Source organism: Shewanella sp. GutCb, assembly GCF_002836135.1.
In the GTDB taxonomy this organism is placed as follows: domain Bacteria; phylum Pseudomonadota; class Gammaproteobacteria; order Enterobacterales; family Shewanellaceae; genus Shewanella.
Genome location: NZ_PJBL01000029.1, coordinates 41,396 through 62,041, shown reverse-complemented (window position 1 = coordinate 62,041; position 20,646 = coordinate 41,396). Strand labels below are relative to the sequence as shown.

Genomic DNA, 20,646 nt, shown 5'->3' with positions numbered 1-20,646 from the left:
ACCAATGAATATATTAACAAGTGCTTTGGTGACAATCACCGCAGGGGTTCTTTTTGCCGGCTGTCAGAGTGATGAACCGCAAGCCACAGAGTCAAAGCAGAGTATGGAAGTAAGTACTAAGCTGTTTACGCTCGCTACGCCACAAGTAGGAGATCTTATTATTGGCGAGGTTCAGAGCCCAGTTTTAGATGCAATCAATAGTAGCCGGGATTCAATTAGTTTCGTTAACGTCAATCCTAGTGAGCAAGCGTTACTATTACCCTCGTCGACTTCCAGTAGTCAAAGTGATGAGTTTTGGATGACGGTGTCGGGGGCAGAACTCAATAAAGGGGTTAAACTAGCCATAAGCCAGCCGTCAAGCATTATCAGAGTTGCCCCAAGAGCGGATAATCGCTCTGGAAGTATCATTAAAAGCCAGTCGATATCACCAGAGCAGATTCAGCTACAAAAAGTGGGTGCTAAAACTGACAAGTCTGTATCGTATATCAAGTCATTAACGGATGCAGATGCATTGGCTACTGCAGGGCTAGATGATAATTCAAGTGCACTCACATTATCAAAAAATGCCACAGCTGGGATATATAAGCTAAGGGTAGTGCAATCGCTTGATCAAGGTGGCCAATATTTAGTGAATGTGAAAGAGAAGGGATCTCCCTATCAGCTAACGTTATCGAGTATTAACCGTGTAGCAAGTGACGTATCAAGTATGCCGCTGTCTCTTAGTTTAAGTAATAGCCAGTCGGAGCTACAGCCGCAAGCAAGTTTGAAGCATGCAGATGGAAAAATTCAGACTTTAGATTTGAAGCTGGTCAATGGTCAATGGCAGGCTAAGTTACCGACAGCATCTAAGATGCCAGAGAGTAATTTAGGCTTGAGTGAAATCCAAGTAAACATTCAAACCCAAGTGAATGGCCAAGCCGTTTTTAGAACGGTAAAAACGGCTTTTAAGCAATTTGTACCGACGGCGAAGCTCAATAGCTCTGTAGAAAGTCAGTGGCAAGATCAAGTGCCAAAGCTGTTGATATTTGATGTTGCAGTAGAGCACGAGGGCCGATTTGGTATAAATGCTGCACTGACAGGTACGGACGAACTTGGCAATGACAAGCTTATTCTGACGACGCAATCAGCCAATTGGTTAACCTCTAAGTCATCTCAAATAACCCTAAATCTTGATGCGAGTGTCATTAAGGCGTCGGGGTTAAAAGCACCTTTTAAGATAAAGTCGCTAGAACTTGTGGATCAAGGACAGATGGCGAGGTTGAGCTATCTGCAGCAAGCGCTAATAATGCGTCTATAAACAGTAAGTCATAGCGCTAGAGTTGAGATAAGGCGCGTTACATATACCTGAACGATTTCACCATATTCGTTTTCGAACTCCCGTAGGATAGCTGAACAAGGCTGTGATTGAGATGATGGTTATTCTCATTTCAATATCATTAATGCAGTACAGATATTCTACGGGAACTTACGACAGGTATGGCAATATGTAATATACTTATTCATTATTAATCAAAAGGATAATAACATTTGGTGCTGTCACAGCTCGGCTCTCATTAACAACATATTGCGGAACCATATCTATATTGGACATTGCTTGCCCATTCGAGCTTAGATAACAATAACGGCTTTACTGTCGTAAGCAGTGAACTCTCGTATTCTTAGCCTGTATTGCATTGTACTCGATGATACTGAGGTGTTTTTTTTTGATAAAGAGATTGGTATTATTATCTGTTAAATAGAATCTCTTGAATGCTATGGAGATGTTACTTAATAAAACAGCAATGTAATTCAAAGGTTTACCCCTTAATAATGGAATGAGGATTATGATGAAGTATCTTTTAGTGCCCCTTTTATGTTTGAGCTTTAGTGCATCGGCGCTCAATGTAGATAGTATCGATATTCGCGCTGGAATGGTTTACCAAGAAAACACGGATATGTTGCTTACAGGCACTTATAATCAAAAACGTAGCAACGGAAAGCTTAAGAAAAAAGTTAATTATCGTAATGGTCTAAAATCTGGCTTGAGCACAAAGTATTACAGTAGTGGCACAGTTGAGACCGAATATAGCTATAAGGATGGTAATAAGAGTGGTGAATACCGTGCATTTTTTAAGAATGGTTATGCTGAGGAAATAGGGTATTACCGTGGTGATATAAAGCATGGTGAATTCACTCAGTATTCAAAAAAGTCGAGTGATTTAAAAGTAAGCCAGACTCACTATAGTGACGGCCACAAAAATGGCTTGAAACGTGAGTGGTATAAAAGTGGTGAGTTAAAAGAAGCTATTGGTTACCTCAATGATAAAAAAGATGGCGTAAAAGTTGAGTATGCTAACAATGGTTCATTAGAGAGCAAAACCGAATATAAGTTGGGTGAAAAGCAAGGGAAAGAGCAAGAGTGGTACAGCAACGGTAGCCTCAAAGAGGAAAAGAATTACTTACATGATGAGAAACATGGCACCGTAGTCAAATATTATGACAATGGCAAAAAGAAGAGCGAAGTTGAATACGAATATGGTAAAAAAGTGAGTAAGGTTGTTAAGTGGGAAGAAAATGGCCAACTGAAAGACTAACGCCGCTATTTTTTTATGAATAAAAAGGTCAGTTACTGCTGACCTTTTAGCTTTGTGTTGAGTTATTTCATAGGGAAATGGATAAAGTTCGGCAATAGTAATGTTTAAGATCTATGACTTGCAGAAGCAAGCATGAGTTGATACAACTCTTGAGCAGCGGGGCCTGTTTTAGCACCTTTAGGTAAAGTCAGGTGCAAGGGAACTTGGTATTGATTTGAATGCTCAACCCTAAGGATCTTTATATCATTATCATTATGTTTTTCGATTATGTGTCGAGGTAAACGGCAATAGCCTAAGCCTTGCTTTGTTGCTTGCCACGCATGATCAAAATTATCGACGGTAATGCGCTGGTTCGACTTTAGCCAGCCGACATCTTGCTTAGCGTGATGGCCTAAGTCTCGGATCACAATCTGCCTAGTGGCACTGAGATCTGCTAAACAGGGGTTAAGCTTCTCGGCTAACGGGTGGCTTTTGGCCACAACGGGTAACATGCTAGCCATCCCAAATGTTTCTGACGGGTGGTTAGTTATAGGCAAAGTGATAATAGAAATATCGGCACTTTCGTTAGTGACCATCTCTTGTGTTTTTGACAATGATGTTTCTACCACTTGAATTGATGTTGTGTGGTTTTGCTTAAAGAATTCAGCCATCGGTGCGTATAGCCATCGGCGATCACATAGATGATCGATAGCAACTGTTAATTCTGACTCGGTCCCTTGGGCGAGTTGAGTACTTATCTCCTCAAGAGCTTTGGCTTGTTCAAGCATAGATTGTGCTCTTCGAAGCAATGATTTTCCATCATCAGTGAGTATAGACCTGCGTCCCTCTACTTTGAGTAACGGCACTCCCAATTGATCTTCTAGTTTTCTCACCGAATAAATTAACGTGGTATGGCTTTTATTCAATGTCGCCGCAGCCGCTTGAATGCTACCCGCTTTATCAATTTCAAATAATGTTAACCACTGATCTAAGGTTGTCTTTAATCTCATATGTCTAATTTATCTACATCAACTGGCAGTATTATGAACTTTTATGTCCAATTTTTATAGGTATTATGACACCTCTCTTAAGGCGGAGAGGAGTAAAACTTCATTCATCTGAACTTGGAGCTATTACATCGCTCGCCAATTTTGCCATTAACTCGATCTTTGGAGATAAATTATGAACACATTATTACAAGTTGACTTTGATTATACAGGACCCTTTGGTGACGAAATGGCAGCAATGCTGACAGATCTTGCTGAGTCGATTAACAATGAAGCCGGCATGATCTGGAAAATCTGGACAGAAAACCAACAAGATAAACTTGGTGGTGGGATCTATTTGTTCGAAGATGAAACCACAGCCCGTGCTTATCTAGAAATGCATTCAGTTCGCTTAAATAAGATGGGTATTGAAAATATTAGAGGGCTGGTTTTAGCGGTAAATCCCTTACTTTCAAACATAAATAAAGGGCCTGTTGCTTAGGCAATTAATAGAGAGAAGATGATGAATAACCGAACATTTTTAACCGTGAACGGCACGATTTATGTGATCTTTGCATTGGCTTTATTTTTTATTCCTGCTTTGATGTGGCCGATGTACGGGGTTGAAATAAATGACCGGTATGCTTATTTCTTGTCTCAACATACGAGTATATTTCTAGGCGGTATAGCGGTGATTTGCTTATTACTAAGAGATATAGAAGTAGGCCAAACCGCTAATAAGCTATTTAAGGCACTGTTTATAACTAACCTGTTAGGGGTGATGATCACTGTCTATGCTGGAGTTTCGGGGATCTTTGTTGGTCTCGGCTGGAGCGACCCAGTGTTCTTTACATTGATGGCTATTTTGAGTTATTTACAGCTGGCGAAACAAAAGCCACACTAATAAAGTAATGTAAAAACAGCAACCTAAAAGGTTGCTGTTTTTATAATACTAGGCTTCAGACGCTATCACCGCTTTTATTCCGTGGGGGTGAACCTTTACGCACAGACCATTCTTCTTAAAGGCGATAGTCGGGTTAGCGAGTCGCTCTTTATCGCCCTTTGGCGAACTCTGCTTCACCTTAATATCGGTTGTACCGGCAATGATAGGCGCAAGTGTTGGCACGGCACTAATGAGCTGTTGGCTTAACGACTCACAATCAATGGCATCGCACTTAAATACCAGCTCGACATGTTCCCAACCCTGTTGTGGGTATGTTTTTTCACCAGGGTAAGGCAGTTCAACACAATGGATCTCTATATCATTTAGCATGAGTGGTACATCAAGCTCAATAATCAAAATGGGCCTGCCATTGATCATGTTGTCAGAGATGATATTACCGTGTTTTGAAAATTGATTTCGTAGCTCATTCGCTACGCCTGTGGTATTGACGCGTAAAGCGCTGTGGTCGCACTCTAGATTAAGTGTGTCTAGTCCCAGTTCACCGATAAAGGCGGTAATTGATTGGCTGAAGCTCGGCCAACTTTGGCTTAATTGCTCGTATGTCATAACAAAGGTTTCCTGATAAACGCCTGACTGAGTCGATGAAAGATAATTATTCAGCCTTGTAGGCTTAACAAATAACGGCTAAGGCCAGATTTCGATTGGAGTACCCGCGTCAATCGCACGCCATAACTCATCCATTTCAGCGTTGGTCACCGCGATGCAGCCATCGGTCCAATTGTAATTTTGTGCCTCTTTTGGACTCAGGTTTGAATGGGGGTTCTCACCATGGATCATTATCTGTCCTCCTGGCTGAATTCCTAAAGCATCAGCGCGTAATTTGTCTTCATCATTAGGGTAGGAGATATGAATTGAACGATAGTAGGCGCTGTCTGACTTTTTGTAATCGAGTAAATAACGGCCTTCAGGGGTGCGTTGATCGCCTTCGGTCAGTTTATGTCCTACGGGGTTATCGCCCATTGCTATTCGATAGGATTTGAAAATCTTGCCTTGGCTTAATAATGATAAGCTTGCTGTTGATTTGGTGACGACGACTAAATCGGCTTTGTCGCTAGCGAATGAGAGGCTTGGGATTAGGCTACACAACAGCAGTGTTACTTTAAGCATGGAAAAACAGATAAAACGCATGTACAACCCTGAGCATAACGCCCTTAGCTTGTGAATATATGACTTATGTTACCTCAAAAACCTTGATTGTTGATGTATACGGATAAGATTATTTTTGAGCTCTTGCGGTTTGCGTGTCACACTATTCGTATCATCTATTTTAATGCCTTGATAATTCGGTTTAAGTCGAATGAGTTTAGAGCAATGTATAGCAAGGAACAGCGGTCAAAATGGTAAATGAAACGGATTCAGAAAGCTTATTTAAGCTTAAACTTCGTCGAATAATTTTTGGAACTGATACCCCCGCAGGCCGCTTTTTCGATATCAGTTTAATCGTCTGTATTATCCTTAGCGTGATGTTGGTTTTTCTTGATACCGTTGGACATATCCATCAAAAATATGGCGAGATAATTGTTGTCTTAGAGTGGGGCTTTACCCTCATTTTTACAGTGGAATATTTACTGCGTTTATATTGTTCAGCCAGTCCGCTAAGTTACGCTAAAAGCTTTTATGGGGTAGTGGACCTGTTATCTATACTACCGACTTATTTAGCGTTAGTATTTCCTGGTGCCAATTTTACCATGGTGATCAGAGTCTTAAGGTTATTTAGAATATTTAGAGTATTCAAGCTTTTACGCTATTTAAGTGAAGGTAATATACTGTTACGAGCAATGATACAATCGAGCCGTAAAGTCTTTCTGTTTTTCTTCTCAGTCAGTTTAATCGTCGTGGTGTTAAGTTCAATCATGTATGTTGTTGAAGGCCCCAATAATGGCTTTACTTCAATTCCAAAATCTATCTACTGGACCATCGTCACCATTACCACGGTTGGCTATGGCGACATTACCCCAGGTACTAACTTAGGGCAGGCAATTGCCGCATTTACGATGCTGTTGGGTTACTCCATTATTGCTATTCCTACGGGTATTCTCACCGCGGAGATCTCTCAAGAGATAGGGAGAAGTAAAGATTTACGCCGTTGCAGTAATTGTTTGAAAGTGGGGCACGACAACAGTGCATTGTATTGTGATAAGTGTGGTAGCGAACTTGAAACGGATATTTAGCGTTGTTTGAGTGAAGCGAGTTCAGCCAATACACATAAATAAAGCTGCCCCCGAGATTAAAGATGCATCTAAATTAGCCACAGGCTAAGAGGTTTTATGGCAGTAGCCAAGTTTGTACAAGGATCGATTCTGCGGCATATTTTGACGATGAGTTCAACGGCTGCCGTTGGCATATCTGCGCTGTTTGTGGTCGATTTGCTGGATATGTTTTTCTTGAGTTTATTGGGTGAACAAGAGCTTGCCGCCGCCGTGGGCTATGCAGGCACCATTTCATTTTTTACGACCTCTATTGGTATCGGGTTATCCATTGCTCTGGGCGCTCTAGTGTCACGCTCTATTGGCGCTAAAGAGATGAAAAAGGCCAAGCGTTTGTTACTTAATAGCGCAGTGGTCACTTTGTTGATCAGCATCGTCGTGGCTATCAGTGTCTTTCTTTTTATTCCCGAGCTGCTGAGCCTTGTGGGCGCAACCGGTAAAACCGCGGAACTAGCTGCTGATTACCTCTATATATTAGTGCCTTCATTACCGCTAATTTGCTTGGCAATGGCGCTAGGTAGCGCCTTAAGAGCCGTTGGTGATGCAAAATTATCGATGATATCAACGTTAGTCGGCGGTGGCGTTAACGCGATCTTTGACCCTATTTTTATCTTTATGTTTGCTATGGGAATAGAAGGTGCCGCAGTGGCTTCTGTTTTAGCCCGCTTGGCGGTACTCCTGGTGGCAGCAAGAGGGGTAATGGTTAAGCATAATTTATTTGGTCGCTTTAATAAGGAGCATTTTATTGCCGACTTAAAGCCTATTTTTGCGATAGCGGGACCCGCAATGCTCACCAACGTTGCAACACCGATTGGTAATGCTGTTGTGACACGTGCGATTGCTGATTTTGGTGACAGTTATGTTGCGGGTTGGGCGGTATTAGGCAGGTTAATACCGGTTTCATTCGGGATGATTTTTGCCTTATCGGGTGCTGTGGGACCGATTGTAGGACAAAATTATGGTGCTCAGGAGTTTGGACGGGTGAAGGAGTCATTGACCCGTGCGATTCAGTTCTGTAGCGCCTATGTCGTGGTGGTCTCAGTATTGCTATTTTTAAGCCGTAATCAAATCGTCAACGTGTTCGACATGAAAGGTGATGCCGCAGAATTGATTTTATTCTTTTGTAGTTATATTGCGATATTTTTCATTTTTTCGGGGGTATTGTTTGTCGCAAACGCTTCATTTAATAACTTAGGTAAAGCTAAGTATTCGACGTTATTTAATGTTGGTAAAGCAACGATTGGGACTATCCCATTTGTGTATTTCGGGGCTAAGTGGGGTGGAGTTTACGGAGTACTTGTGGGCCAAGCTATAGGCTCGATTATCTTTGGTGTGCTTGGTGTGTTAATGGCTTATCGTTTAGTGGATAAAGTAAGAGGTCTTACCGAAGGACAGACTAAAACGAGTGACGTGCCGCAGACTGCTGAAGTGATAAGTGAGTTTGATGAGGAATTAAGTTTAAGTAGCCAAAGTCCGTTGTCTTCTTCATGTGCAAATATGGCAATGGTGACAGAAGAGCAGGATTGTGAAGCAAGTAATGAAATCGCTGAGCTTATTGGTGTGAAAGGCAAGGGCCCATCAACCAAGTAAGCTCAATAACACAAACCTAATTAGCTGGTTGGTGTGGCATCCGTTTCACTAGTATCGATAGATACTTCAGTCGCGGTAGCGCTCTGTGCTGCTAATTCTTCAGCTTCAAGCTTAGCTAAATTCTCAGCACGTTCAGCCTTAGATACGTATTTTTTGATCGTAGGAGGAGTGTGCTTATTTAAACGAGCCTTGGCACGCTTCGCCGTCATTTTGATCATTTTCTGTTTTTTGTTCATGTGTTCTCTACGATACGTCAATCTAAGACAATTTTAGCGCATTGTGCGCCAAGCTTGAAATCGGAAGCGGATTTTACCCTAAAGCTGACCGCTACGCCACAGTACCAACCTCAATTCCTTAAGTATGTCGTTAATTTGTAGATATTCAAACAGACAAATATGTGCTTAAAATGGCTCGCTAATACAGTTAGGGACATTTTGTAGCGGATAAAAGGCCGTTATATTGGTCTAGAACTCACTCTTTATTAGCGACGATTACATATGAGCTTTGCCTTGATATCACGACGTATTTCGGCACTATGCAGCAGTTGCGGGCCTAGTGTTATTAGCGTAATCGCCAAACAAACTTTAAATGCACAATTTTGCATGCCTAGAAGTGACAGAGTTCAAGGCATCAAGTCGCAGTAATTGTTATTCTCGGCTTTGGCATACGGTTCCGCTCTTGCTTCCGCATTTAATCTCCAGAGTGGGACGAGATCACTAGCCTTAAATTAACTGACACATTTGAGTAGAGATAAAATGCAAACGATCACTTTTTTCCAACGTTTTGAGAATGATATTCTGGCAGGTCGTAAGACAATCACTTTAAGAGATAAAAGTGAGTCTCACTTTGAAGCTGGCCAAACCGTTAATGTGGCCAATTTAGAAACCGCAACTTGTTACGGTCAGCTACACATTCTAAGCGTTGCTTGGGTTAAGTTTGACGACTTAAACTTGTTGCATGCCCAGCAGGAAAATATGACTCTGGTAGAGTTAAAGACCTTAATTAGAGAGATCTATCCAGAAATCCAAGCGCTTTATCAAATTAACTTTAAATTGCTATAGCCATAACTTAAACCATTTCAATCTGCTTAGACTCATCTCAGCGGGTCCAATGTCTATTCATAAGCAGGGTTTTTGAATAACGATAAATCATGCAATATCAACATCGAGCAAGTAGACTTAGCATTATTCAAGTGAATAACACTAAGTAGACCATTCATGACAGATCAAAAAAGCGAACCTGCTACCCAAGTACGCGACAGCCTTATCCGCGCTGCGCGTATCTGCTTTATTGCTTCAGATTATGACAAAGTGAGTATTCGCCAAATCGCTGAAGAAGCAGGGGTTAATATGGCGATGATCCGCTACTATTTCGGTAATAAGCTTGGCCTCTTTGAAGTTATGATTGCCGAATTTATCTCGCCAGTGTTACAACGTAGCAAAACGATTAACCAGGGTGATAATCCGCTAAAAATGTCAGATATCTTAGACAATTTTTATCAAACGATGACAGAGACTCCCGATTTCCCCCGTTTTCTGTTCAGGCTAATGAGTTCAGAACATTCACATGAAGCCAAAGGAGTCATTTTTAAGCTGTTCACGCCATTAGCTAATCTAACGCCAATGCCGAAGCCGCTGTTACACAAGTGCAGTGATACCGATCCCATGTTGGTGAAGATGTCGATGATGAGCTTAATGATCTTCCCCTTTGTGATCCCACAATCAATGGCCGAGCTGCATGGATTTGAATTAGATGACGATTTTTATCAAAGATTAGCAAAACACAATATTAAGTTACTCGAGAAAGGTTTATTTGGAGATCAAGACTGATGGATATAATTAAGGGTAAACGTTGGTACTTTTTCCCAGCTGTAGCCGTAGGTGTTGTAACGTTATTTTCAGTGATTATGTTTAAGGGCCATCCTCCTCTAGAGGAGCAGTTAGAGCAAAGTAAGTTGGTAGATGTTATTGCCCTGCACAAAAGTTCTGTTGTCGCTCAAGTCGATGCGTTTGGCCGTGTAGCGCCAAAGGTGCAATGGCAATTGTTGCCTGAAGTTGGCGGTAAAATTATTTACAAGCATCCAGATTTAGCCGTCGGGAAAATGATCCCCGAAGGGACTTTGCTATTATCGATAGATCCGCTCGATTATCAAATTCGTTTAGCGCAAGCACAAGCCGATAGAAAAGCATTAGAAGGTCAACTGATCGGTAAAGGGTTACAGCTGGAGAACCTTAAGTTGTCACTCGAAATTGAAACCAATCGCTATGATTTGGTCAAATCCGATCTGCAACGTAAAGAGACCTTAAGAAAGCAAAATTTGATCTCTCAATCTGAACTCGATGGTGAGCGCCAGAATGTGCTGGTTCAAAAGCAAAAAATCCAAGATTTAAACAACAACCTTAATCTAATGCCAAACGAAACTGATGTGCTACAAGCACAATTATTACAAGCCGTTGCGCGAGAAGATGAATCACAAAGCCAGCTCGATAAAACGGAAATTCGCCAGCCATTCGAAGGCCGAGTTTCCGAGGTTAATGTGGAAAACAACCAAGTTGTTTCGCCACAACAAGTACTGGCAAGGATCAATGGAACGGAGATCATGGAAGTTGAGGCGCAGTTATCGCTCGCCGATCTAATGACATTAATGAAAACCGTCGACAAGCCAACAACTTTGAATAAGCAGCTACCCAATGCTGAAACGCTCGGGTTAACCGCCGAAATCACCCTTAAAAGTGCTGCTTATGTCTTTAAATGGCCAGCAAAAATAAGCCGTATTGGCGAAACTGTTGACCCAACATTGGCCACCGTCAGTGTGGTTTTACAAGTTAAGCAGCAATATCGCGAACTCAAAATTGGCCAATCACCGCCGTTAGTTCACGGCATGTTTGTTAGCGCACGTATTAAAGGCAGTGCAAAAGACTACTGGATGGTGTCTGAGCGGGCTTTGCATGGGGACAAGTTGTATTTAATGGATAGCGACAACCGCTTGCAAATAATTGACGTGCAGGTGTTATTTCGTCAAGAAGGACATGCTGCGGTGCAAGGCGATCTTAATGACAATATGCAGCTGGTATTGACCGATATTATTCCCGCAGTAACCGGAATGGCGCTGCGCAGTCATAACAGCAATGCTGAGGTTTCAAACACAAACGAGGAAGCTGCGCTGTGATTGCCTTTTTTGTTCGTCATCCTACGGCAACTCATCTACTGATGTTGGCGCTTATTATTTTGGGTATAAAGGCCTTACCTGAGTTAAAGCGTGAAACGTTCCCTGAATTTTCGCCGAACTACATCAGTGCACGTGTGGTGTTACCAGGCGCATCACCGCAAGACGTTGAAGAAAACCTTTGTTTACGCATGGAAGATGCGATCGACAGCCTAGGCAGCATTGTTGAAACTAAATGTGACGCTTTGGAAGGCGTTGCGCAGATGACCATCAAGCTCGATGATAATGCCGATTTAGGCCGTAATCTGGTTGATGTTCAAACAAAAATAGCATCAATCAAAGACTTCCCCGCAGAGATAGAACCCCCCATCGTTGAAGAGCTTAACTTTAATGAGCCGATCATCGATATTGCATTGTCGGCATCAACCAGCAAACCAGAGTTGAAAGCGTATGCTGAGGATTTTAAGCGACGTTTAAAGCTTGATACCAGCATTCGCCAAGTTGAGATCGCTGGCTTTTCGCAACATCAACTATTAGTCGAGATCTCGCTTGATGCACTCAAGCGCTTAGGCATGAGTGTTGCCGATGTCGCTGCTCAAATTGAACAGCAAAATGTGCAACTACCCAGTGGGACGTTAGAGACCGCAAGTAAGAACATCTTGATAAGGTTCGACCAACGAGAAGTTGAAGCGGATAAGCTGGCCAATATCGTGATCCGTTCTAATGCCGAGGGCGGCGTGGTGCGCTTACGAGATGTCGCCAAACTGACGGACAGATTTGAGTTAGATGAAGATCATGTTCGTTTTGATGGCGAACCAGCGGCCATTCTTACGGTGTTTAAGAACAAATCACAAGACTCTCTGCGCTTGAAAGAGGAAGTGATGGGCTTTTTAGAGGCCGAAAAACTACGCACGCCCAGTGGCGTTAATATCAGTACCTCTAATGACTTAAGCTCCTTACTGTGGGACCGTCTTACCATGCTAACCAAAAATGGTTGGCAAGGGGTGTTACTGGTCTTTTTATGTATGTGGTTGTTTTTCAGCTTTCGCTATTCATTTTGGGTCGCAATGGGCTTACCTGTGGCATTTATGGGGAGTCTGTTCTTTATGGCGCAAGTGGGGTTGACGATTAACATCATGACCTTGGTGGCTTTTTTAATGGCGATCGGCATTATGATGGATGACGCCATTGTTATTGCTGAATCGGTGGCATCGCATATCGAACGGGGGTTAGATAAAACGGAAGCGGTGATCCAAGGCGTTAAGCGAGTACTGCCGGGGGTTGTTTCATCATTTTTAACCACGGTGTTTATCTTTTCTAGCATCGCCTTTATGGAAGGTGATATGGGTAAAGTGCTCAGAGTGGTCCCGCAAACACTTTTGCTTATTTTGACGGTGAGTTTGGTTGAAGCATTCTTGATTTTACCGAACCACTTAGCCCATGCAGCGAAAGGGAAAGAGCGTAAAACCAGTCGATTTAAAACCGAGTTTAACCGCAGGTTCGAGCATTTTAGAACCGTCAATTTAGTTGCAGCTGTGGAGTGGGTTATTGCTTGGCGCTATGCCTTTATGGGCGCAGTTATTAGTTTGTTGCTGATATCAGTATCGTTAGCTGCGGGGGGAATGGTTAAGTTTATTGCCTTTCCTGAGCTTGATGGTGATGTGGTGGAGGCGCGAATAATTTTGCCGCCGGGTTCTACATTAGCGCAAACAGACTTCGTGGTTGCCAAGATTGTTAGCGCAGCACAGGTGTTGAATGAGAAATACAGCAAAAATGAAGATGGTCAGCCGTTAATTAAGCATATTACGCAGCGGTTTAACTTCAATAGTGATGCTAACGAGAGTGGCGCGCATGTGGCGACGGTTAAGATCGACCTGCTCAGCGCCGAGGTGCGGCAAACACGGATAAACACCTTTATCCGTGAATGGGAGCAAGGCGTAGGCGAATTAGCTGATCCCATTGCCATTGTGTATAAACAGCCGAAAATGGGACCCGCGGGCCGCGCAATAGACATACGTCTGCGAGGTGATAATTTGCAGCAGCTTAAATCAGCGTCAATTGATGTGCAGCAATACATTAGTGGTTTTAACGGTGTATCGGGTGTCATGGACAGTATGCGTCCTGGTAAGTCTGAAATTTTAATGACCTTAAAGCCCGGTGCAGAGGCATTTGGTGTCAACGGCATGATGTTAGCGAGCCAATTGAGGGGCGCTTATTTTCATCAAACAGCAGATTACATTCAAGTGGGTCCAGAGAGTATTCAGATAGATGTGCAACTCGATAAAGGCGACGCTGCAAAACTTGAAAACCTGGCTAACTTTCCTATTACTCTCAATACGTCTGGCGAACAGGTACCGCTGTCAGCCGTGGCAGATTTCACTTGGCAACGTAATTACGTCAAAATTTCACGTTTAGACGGTATGCGCTTTGTGACGATCACTGGTGAAGTGGATACTCATCTAGCCAATGGGGGAGAAATTAACACCGCATTTAAAGAGGAACTATTACCCAAGCTATTAACGCGTTACCCAGGAGTGCGGGTCAGTTTTGAAGGTGAAGTCAAAGAAAGTTCCACGACTCGAAACTCAATGGTGTCCGGCTTTATTCTGGGGCTATTGGGGGTATTTGCTATCTTGAGTTTACAGTTTAAGAGCTACCTTGAGCCGTTAGTGGTGATGGCGGTTATACCGTTAGGCCTTATCGGTGTTTTCTGGGGACATTTACTGCTTGGGTTTTCCATGAGTATGCCTTCGATAATGGGATTTATTGCGTTGTCCGGAGTGGTGGTTAATGACTCGATATTACTAGTGCAATATATTCGTTTTCATGTGGATGAAGGGCAATCTGTGCATGAGGCGGTAGTGAGTGCCAGTAAGGAGCGCTTTAGAGCCGTGTTTATTACGTCACTGACCACTGCAGCGGGTATGTTACCGCTGCTACTTGAAACGAGTATTCAGGCGCAAGTATTGCAGCCATTAGTCATCTCAATGGTGTTTGGTATTTTTGCCTCGACCGCGCTGGTGCTATTTATGGTACCTGCTTGTTACGCAATATTAGAGGACTTTGGCAAAGTGAGTTTTAGCGCTAAAGATAATGAGCTAAGGGCATAGTACGGATAACAAGGGTCTCTTTTAAGGCCCTTGTTATCGCTGTGTTAAGAATCAAATCTGGCGATATCCTTCTCTGTGGCCCCTTCTTTGCACTCGCCTCGAATACTGCCACGGTCATACTGAATGGAACGGCTGATCTCGATATAACCTTCTCTGCAATATCCGGTCATCTCAATTGTCTGGCCAAGACCGTGTTCAATTTTCTGAGTCCAGGCCGTTAAATCCGGTCCTTGATAACGTTTTTTAGCGCGTTTCTTTTGTGATGCTCGCTGTTCATGAGGCAGAGGAGCTTGCTGAGCATTATTATCTTGAACGAGCTTAGCGCGATAGGTGAATAGTTTTAAGCCATTACTTTTGATATCTGTTTTAAATGAATCAGTGAGTTGACCTGCGAACTCTTCCGGCACTATTTCGCTAGTAAAGCTGCAGGCTGAAAGTAATAAAATTAACAGTAGAGGGTATTTTTTCATTATTGTTTTTATGTTAATAATTGGTTTCTATTGGTCAGCATAACGTATATTTAAGCAAGTTAGCAGGGGCTTTAGCTGTTTTTACATTAGGCTACTTTTGTATTAGAGGGCTTGGAGGCGGTATTTACTGATGACGGTGTATCTTACTACACTTGTCAGCAGTGTTAATTGTCACGTTTGCAATCAATACGCGATGGTTTATCAACGTCAGTGTCCACATCTGGGTACAATTTATAGAGTTGGTGATACTTCTACAGATGTTTGGTTGGTGTATAGGCAACACTATATTTGTTATATACCAACACCATTGGCTGTGTGATGCATCATCACTGACGACTGGAAAAATGTATTTGGGCATGCAATAACGGCCTTTAGTGAGGGGGCTCGTTTAGCTTCTCGATTGAGGGTATCTAACGCAAGTGTCATTTAAGGCTAACCACTTTAGCTGGCTGTCAGTGTGAATATGGTAGCTGGGCTGAACAGCATTTGGTTCATCCAGTGATACGATAGACAATGTTAGATAGCTGGGATGACGAGTATCTCTAAAGGTTAATTGCGAACCACAATGATGACAAAAACCCCGCCTTACAAACTCTGATGATGTAAATTCGGTTACCGAACCCACTAACCAGCTCACCTCATCGATATTAAAGTCCATCCACGCACCTAATACAGAACCCGTGCTCTTTTGGCATTGACGACAATGGCAAAAATCAGCGGAAAATGGTGTTGCCGTTAACTGATATCGTATTGCGCCGCAAAGGCAACCGCCTTGTTGTAAACCTGCTATTGTCATCAATCTCCCCCTGACTATTAGTTTTATAAGTGTGAGTGATTTCACCATATCCTGATTTATTATCTTTGTCATATACAGGTGCCTTCAGCGAGTAGAGTGTACGTTAGAACGCAATAAAGATTGCTAATAATAGTCACTCTCATCTGTTAGCGCGGCGTTAAACTCCCCCTAGCGTACTTTTGTGGTGATGTAACCCACCCCGTGGTAGTTAACACCATGACTTGGCTCACATATACTGACAATAATGTTAATCATTTGTTGTGCTTTGTGACGGTTTTGGCAGACTGAAGTTGTAGCCCCAAAGGAGTGAGTATGGCTTCAATTCTTCAGTTGTTAAAAGCAATGCTAAATAGCTTTAAAGATCTTATCCCAATCATTTTGGTGGTCAGTTTTTTTGAGATATTTGTGTTGCATCAAGCGCCAGATAATCTGTTCTCTATTCTAATCGGTCTTATTTTCATCGTTGTTGGATTAACTTTTTTTGTGTTTGGCCTTGAAATGGGGCTGTTTCCGATAGGTGAGTCTCTAGCGCAAGCATTGGCGAGAAAGGGCAGCGTATTTTGGCTGGTAGTGTTCTCATTTTCGCTAGGGTTTGGTACCACACTGGCCGAACCCGCCTTAACCGCGGTCGCTAATGAAGCAGCTGAGGTTGCCGCAGAGGCAGGCGCCATTGTTAAGAGTGAAGCTTCAATGGACAGTTATGCTATGGGGCTTAGACTCACCGTCGCTTTATCGGTGGGGCTTGCAATCCTATTAGGCGTGGTGCGAATTTTAAAAGGCTGGCCAATTCATTACATTATTATTGCTGGCTATATCTTGGTGATGCTGCTGACCTCATTTGCACCAGAGAGCATTATTGGCATCGCCTATGATTCTGGCGGCGTGACCACCTCAACCATCACTGTGCCCTTAGTTACCGCGCTCGGCGTTGGGTTAGCCAGTGTCATTAAAGGGCGCAACCCGATGTTAGATGGCTTCGGTTTAATCGCTTTCGCCAGTTTAATGCCGATGATATTCGTACTTATTTACGGAATGGTGGTGCTGTAATGGAGATGCTGTTAAAGGTACTTAACACCTTGATGTTAACCGCGCGTGATGTCGTGCCCATCGCAATTATTCTATTTGGCTTCCAGCTGGGGGTGTTAAAACGTCCTATTGCCAACTGGCGCAAAGTCGCCGCGGGTTTCGTTTACGTTATTCTAGGCTTGAGCTTTTTCTTAGTCGGTTTAGAACTGGCGCTATTTCCCATCGGCGAGGCAATGGCAGAACAACTGACCTCACCCGCGTTCATCCATGCCGACGACCCCTCTATTACCATCAACGCATGGCAAGATTACTACTGGGTTTATATCTTTGCTGCAGCCATTGGTTTTAGTACCACGATTGCTGAGCCCTCGCTCATTGCGGTGGCCATTAAAGCCAATGAAGTCTCTGGCGGCACTATTAGTATTCAGGGGTTACGGATCTCCGTAGCCATTGGTGTCGCCTTTGGGATCAGCCTTGGTTGCTTTCGAATTGTGGTTGGCGATCCCATTCACTACTATATCTTAGGAGGCTATATTATCGTGGTGATCCAGACTTTTTACGCTCCAAAAATGATTGTGCCACTGGCGTATGACTCTGGCGGCGTAACAACCTCCACCGTTACCGTGCCTCTGGTGGCTGCACTGGGGTTAGGGCTAGCGACCAACGTCGATGGTCGTAACCCGCTGATTGATGGTTTTGGCTTAATTGCTTTTGCCAGCTTATTTCCGATAATCAGCGTGATGGCTTATGCCCAACTGGTTGAATACAAAAATAGAGCTCAAAAGGAGCGAAATAATGCGCTTTAAACTCATTATTGTCTTTATTGACGATGCCTGTACCGACGACATACTTGATGCAGCAAGAAGCAAAGGCGCCACCGGTGCTACTGTGATTAATCATGCTCGTGGCGAAGGGCTCAAGAAGCAAAAAACCTTTATGGGCTTGTCACTCGATATTCAGCGCGATGTGGTGTTGTTGCTGGTGGAAGAGCACCTTAGCCGAGCAATTCTAGAAACAGTCAATAAAGTTGGAGGTTTTGATAACGACTCCGGAAAAGGCATCGCTATTCAAATTGATGTAGAAGATGCCGTTGGTGTTGCGCACCAAGTACAACAATTGAGCCATGATATTGAGGACCAGATATGAATAAACCAACCCCAGTAAGAAACCATGATGTGATGTGCCAAGATTATGCGATGGTAGATGGGTTACAAACCGTTGCAGAGGCCATTGAGCAAGCCGTATCACATAAGGTGAATGTGTTGTTCGTTAATAAGCGCTACGATGACGACGAATATGGCATGGTGTTGATGAGTGATATCGCCAAAAAGGTACTCGCGAAAGATAAGGCGCCTGAACGGGTTAATATCTACGAAATCATGGTAAAACCGGTACTGGCTGTTAACGGTAATATGGACGTTCGCTATTGCGCTCGCTTATTTGATCGCTTCGGTATTACTAAAGCACCAGTGGTAGAACAGGGTAAAATTGTCGGACTCGTGAGTTACCACGATATCGTGCTGAAAGGGATGATTAACAGAGGGTAGTTACGGTTATGTTGCGGCTGAAACCGTCGAAAAAGGGACGTTTCGGTGAGTTTACAGCGAGCCTCAGGAGTATCTGCACATACGCTGATCACTGGTCATTGGAACCACATAAGCCCAAAGGTCACTCACTTCTCTCTAAAACGAGCTGGCGCCGGCATGTTGTGCTATACAGTATTATTAGGTTTTTTCGAATATCGCATAAAATTATGCGGGTTCAGTGCTCGAGTTGCTATTGAGTACAAATAAAAGCAGCGTAAATTCAAGTCACTAAAAGCGTGCATGCGCGCTTTGCAGCAGATACGAGGCAAGTTAATCCTCTATTCTCGTTTTACCAGAAACTGTATTTGGAATGAACGTTAAAAACAGTTATAAATTAGATGGTTATTGATACACGTTTTGACTGGCTGAACCTGATAAACGCGCAAGCGTTTATGCACATGTTATGTGCCACATCCTGAATTTATCCGCGCTTTTACGGGGATTGTAATTTAGTTTGTTAACATTAAAAAACAACTAATATAGGTATTACAATGAGAATTAAAAGTTGGATTTTTGGTACATTAGCTGCGGGTGTTTTTAGCTCAGTTACAAACGTGTGTGCAAGTGAAACTGTGACTGTCGATAATTTTGTCCGAGCTGAGACCGACATGACAATGAAGCGCTACGAAGCTGCTGGCGGATTCGGTAAAATGTTCCATATACGTCAGCCGACACCCTTAGATAAACAAGATGTTATTCGGATGAATCAAGATACCCTCTATTCTATTGGGATTTTTGATTTAACAACACCGGTCACGATCACTAAACCAAAAACTGACCGTTGGCAGTCATTGATGCTAGTTAACCAGGACCATTCTATCCCTGCTGCTATTTATAAAGCTGGTTCGTATACTTTTACACAAAAAGAAATTGGTACACGTTATCTAACGGTCGTATTTCGAACCCTTGTTAATGCCAATGATGAAAATGACATCAAACTGGCAAATGCGATTCAGGATCAGATAACGGTTAAGCAGGAAAACGCTGGTTCACTTGATATTCCAGAATGGGATGAAGCGTCTCTGACTAAAGTTAGAGACGCTATTAATGTATTAGCCGCTACGTTAAGTGATACTTCAGGAATGCTGGGCGATAAATCAAAACTTAACCCAATTCACCATCTAATGGGAACGGCAATGGGGTGGGGGGGAAACCCTAAAAAAGATGCCATTTATGTCAATGTGGTTCCTGAACAAAATGATGGTAAAACTAATTATGCTTTGACTATTAAAGATGTACCCGTTGACGGGTTTGCCTCCATCACGGTTTACAATGCCAAGGGATTTATGGAAAAAAACGAGCTGGGCATCAACTCGCTTAACAACTTAACTGCAAAACTAAATAAAGATGGTGGAGCCACTGTTCACTTCGGCGGTTGTGAGGATGGTCGCATTAACTGTATTCCAGTGACTGATGGCTGGAACTACATCGTGCGTATGTATCAACCCAAAGAAGCTGTTATAGATGGCAGCTGGAAATTCCCTGATCCGACACCAGTGAAATAGACTTGAAATATAAGGCTGCCAAAGCAGCACATTACAAAGCGTTGCACCGGATTAGCCGGTGAACGCGGCGTTAGCACTATAAGGAATATCAGTTGAGTCTCGGCAATCAAATAACAGGTAAACTAAATAGCATAGAGAATTTCATTGAGAACTCTTCAACCTTGTTATTTCCGGTTAAGGTATTAGGCTGGATAGTGCTTCTTTTAGCCTTGATTATTACTAATTTTATAGCAATAGGTAAATGGCCAATTTCTGCTATATCCAAAAAGCTCAATAAAAAAGAATTAGCTTTAGGAGATCCAATTAATATAACTTCTGACGATGAGCTTCAAAAAATAGTCTCTCAACAAGGTACGGTGTTAGTAGATTTTTGGGCTGAGTGGTGCGGACCTTGCCTACTAATGGATAATACTATTAGTAAGTTAGCACAAGAATATGCAGGGAAAGTGTGCGTTGTTAAAGTCGATGTGTCATTAAACTCAACCCTAAGCAAGTTATACGCAGTAAGAGGCTTACCAACAGTCATAGTATTTAGAAATGGCGATGAGACAATTAGAAAAAGTGGTTCATTAACAAAGAGTCAGCTAGTAGGGTTGATTAAATAAAATAACTAGCAAGCTGTTAATTAGGACAAAATACAGTTGGGTTTTGCTCCTTTGTCGCTATTTTGCCCGCTAAATTCTGCCTG

At 42.8% G+C, this 20,646-nt stretch carries 22 protein-coding genes; 16 read left to right on the top strand and 6 right to left on the bottom strand.

What is annotated here, in order from left to right; all coding sequences use genetic code 11:
* Positions 1–4 precede the first annotated feature (4 nt).
* Positions 5–1,297: a DUF4785 domain-containing protein gene (locus CXF86_RS18045; protein ID WP_101089645.1), complete on the top strand. Its 1,293-nt coding sequence runs from the start codon at positions 5–7 to the stop codon at positions 1,295–1,297.
* Positions 1,298–1,823: 526 nt separating this feature from the next.
* The gene (locus CXF86_RS18040) at positions 1,824–2,573 is read left to right on the top strand and encodes a toxin-antitoxin system YwqK family antitoxin (RefSeq protein WP_102039681.1); all 750 of its coding nucleotides are present in this window, start codon (positions 1,824–1,826) and stop codon (positions 2,571–2,573) included.
* A 104-nt stretch (positions 2,574–2,677) separates the two neighbouring features.
* Here the strand turns inward: CXF86_RS18040 and CXF86_RS18035 are convergent, their stop codons facing one another.
* Positions 2,678–3,562 (bottom strand): LysR family transcriptional regulator, encoded by an 885-nt coding sequence (locus CXF86_RS18035; protein ID WP_101089647.1) that lies wholly within the window; start codon positions 3,560–3,562, stop codon positions 2,678–2,680.
* 172 nt (positions 3,563–3,734) lie between these two features.
* On the opposite strand from CXF86_RS18035, the gene CXF86_RS18030 reads away from it, so the two are divergent.
* Complete coding sequence (locus tag CXF86_RS18030; RefSeq protein ID WP_102039680.1) at positions 3,735–4,040, top strand: monooxygenase; 306 nt, start codon at positions 3,735–3,737, stop codon at positions 4,038–4,040.
* Positions 4,041–4,058: 18 nt separating this feature from the next.
* Positions 4,059–4,442: a hypothetical protein gene (locus CXF86_RS18025; protein WP_232775089.1), complete on the top strand. Its 384-nt coding sequence runs from the start codon at positions 4,059–4,061 to the stop codon at positions 4,440–4,442.
* 48 nt (positions 4,443–4,490) lie between these two features.
* Here the strand turns inward: CXF86_RS18025 and CXF86_RS18020 are convergent, their stop codons facing one another.
* Complete coding sequence (locus CXF86_RS18020; protein WP_102039679.1) at positions 4,491–5,048, bottom strand: VOC family protein; 558 nt, start codon at positions 5,046–5,048, stop codon at positions 4,491–4,493.
* 78 nt (positions 5,049–5,126) lie between these two features.
* On the bottom strand, positions 5,127–5,609 hold the full coding sequence (locus CXF86_RS18015; protein ID WP_232775184.1) for a L,D-transpeptidase family protein: 483 nt from the start codon (positions 5,607–5,609) through the stop codon (positions 5,127–5,129).
* Between the two features lie 230 nt (positions 5,610–5,839).
* On the opposite strand from CXF86_RS18015, the gene CXF86_RS18010 reads away from it, so the two are divergent.
* Together CXF86_RS18010 and CXF86_RS18005 are read left to right on the top strand one after the other, a co-directional pair.
* Positions 5,840–6,673, top strand: coding sequence for an ion transporter (locus tag CXF86_RS18010; protein WP_102039678.1), 834 nt, complete (start codon positions 5,840–5,842; stop codon positions 6,671–6,673).
* Between the two features lie 96 nt (positions 6,674–6,769).
* The gene (locus CXF86_RS18005; RefSeq protein WP_102039677.1) at positions 6,770–8,299 is read left to right on the top strand and encodes an MATE family efflux transporter; all 1,530 of its coding nucleotides are present in this window, start codon (positions 6,770–6,772) and stop codon (positions 8,297–8,299) included.
* A gap of 20 nt (positions 8,300–8,319) precedes the next feature.
* On the opposite strand, the gene CXF86_RS18000 is transcribed toward CXF86_RS18005, so the two are convergent.
* On the bottom strand, positions 8,320–8,535 hold the full coding sequence (locus CXF86_RS18000; protein ID WP_101089653.1) for a DUF2986 domain-containing protein: 216 nt from the start codon (positions 8,533–8,535) through the stop codon (positions 8,320–8,322).
* A 519-nt stretch (positions 8,536–9,054) separates the two neighbouring features.
* Between CXF86_RS18000 and yqfB the strand changes: the two genes are divergently transcribed.
* The 4 genes from yqfB to CXF86_RS17980 all read left to right on the top strand — a co-directional run bounded on the left by yqfB (position 9,055) and on the right by CXF86_RS17980 (position 14,575).
* Positions 9,055–9,360 carry a N(4)-acetylcytidine aminohydrolase gene (gene yqfB, locus CXF86_RS17995; protein WP_101089654.1) on the top strand — a complete coding sequence of 102 codons (306 nt, stop codon included), beginning with the start codon at positions 9,055–9,057 and terminating at the stop codon, positions 9,358–9,360.
* A 156-nt stretch (positions 9,361–9,516) separates the two neighbouring features.
* Positions 9,517–10,128, top strand: a complete 612-nt coding sequence (locus tag CXF86_RS17990; protein ID WP_101089655.1) for a TetR/AcrR family transcriptional regulator — start codon at positions 9,517–9,519, stop codon at positions 10,126–10,128.
* Positions 10,128–11,468, top strand: coding sequence for an efflux RND transporter periplasmic adaptor subunit (locus CXF86_RS17985; protein WP_102039676.1), 1,341 nt, complete (start codon positions 10,128–10,130; stop codon positions 11,466–11,468). The genes CXF86_RS17990 and CXF86_RS17985 overlap by 1 nt, the downstream gene beginning before the upstream one ends.
* Positions 11,465–14,575, top strand: coding sequence for an efflux RND transporter permease subunit (locus CXF86_RS17980; protein ID WP_101089657.1), 3,111 nt, complete (start codon positions 11,465–11,467; stop codon positions 14,573–14,575). The genes CXF86_RS17985 and CXF86_RS17980 overlap by 4 nt, the downstream gene beginning before the upstream one ends.
* A gap of 44 nt (positions 14,576–14,619) precedes the next feature.
* Here the strand turns inward: CXF86_RS17980 and CXF86_RS17975 are convergent, their stop codons facing one another.
* On the bottom strand, positions 14,620–15,045 hold the full coding sequence (locus CXF86_RS17975) for a hypothetical protein (protein ID WP_101089658.1): 426 nt from the start codon (positions 15,043–15,045) through the stop codon (positions 14,620–14,622).
* A gap of 388 nt (positions 15,046–15,433) precedes the next feature.
* Complete coding sequence (locus tag CXF86_RS17970) at positions 15,434–15,841, bottom strand: GFA family protein (protein WP_101089659.1); 408 nt, start codon at positions 15,839–15,841, stop codon at positions 15,434–15,436.
* 312 nt (positions 15,842–16,153) lie between these two features.
* Between CXF86_RS17970 and CXF86_RS17965 the strand changes: the two genes are divergently transcribed.
* The 6 genes from CXF86_RS17965 to CXF86_RS17940 all read left to right on the top strand — a co-directional run bounded on the left by CXF86_RS17965 (position 16,154) and on the right by CXF86_RS17940 (position 20,563).
* The gene (locus CXF86_RS17965; RefSeq protein ID WP_101089660.1) at positions 16,154–16,888 is read left to right on the top strand and encodes a DUF1538 domain-containing protein; all 735 of its coding nucleotides are present in this window, start codon (positions 16,154–16,156) and stop codon (positions 16,886–16,888) included.
* Positions 16,888–17,673, top strand: a complete 786-nt coding sequence (locus CXF86_RS17960) for a DUF1538 domain-containing protein (protein ID WP_101089661.1) — start codon at positions 16,888–16,890, stop codon at positions 17,671–17,673. Before CXF86_RS17965 ends, CXF86_RS17960 begins: the two co-directional genes overlap by 1 nt.
* Positions 17,663–18,013: a P-II family nitrogen regulator gene (locus tag CXF86_RS17955; RefSeq protein WP_101089662.1), complete on the top strand. Its 351-nt coding sequence runs from the start codon at positions 17,663–17,665 to the stop codon at positions 18,011–18,013. The genes CXF86_RS17960 and CXF86_RS17955 overlap by 11 nt, the downstream gene beginning before the upstream one ends.
* Positions 18,010–18,414, top strand: coding sequence for a CBS domain-containing protein (locus CXF86_RS17950; protein WP_101089663.1), 405 nt, complete (start codon positions 18,010–18,012; stop codon positions 18,412–18,414). The genes CXF86_RS17955 and CXF86_RS17950 overlap by 4 nt, the downstream gene beginning before the upstream one ends.
* A 530-nt stretch (positions 18,415–18,944) precedes the next feature.
* On the top strand, positions 18,945–19,958 hold the full coding sequence (locus CXF86_RS17945) for a DUF1214 domain-containing protein (RefSeq protein ID WP_102039675.1): 1,014 nt from the start codon (positions 18,945–18,947) through the stop codon (positions 19,956–19,958).
* Between the two features lie 92 nt (positions 19,959–20,050).
* Positions 20,051–20,563 (top strand): thioredoxin family protein, encoded by a 513-nt coding sequence (locus CXF86_RS17940; RefSeq protein WP_101089665.1) that lies wholly within the window; start codon positions 20,051–20,053, stop codon positions 20,561–20,563.
* The last annotated feature ends 83 nt before the right edge of the window (positions 20,564–20,646 follow it).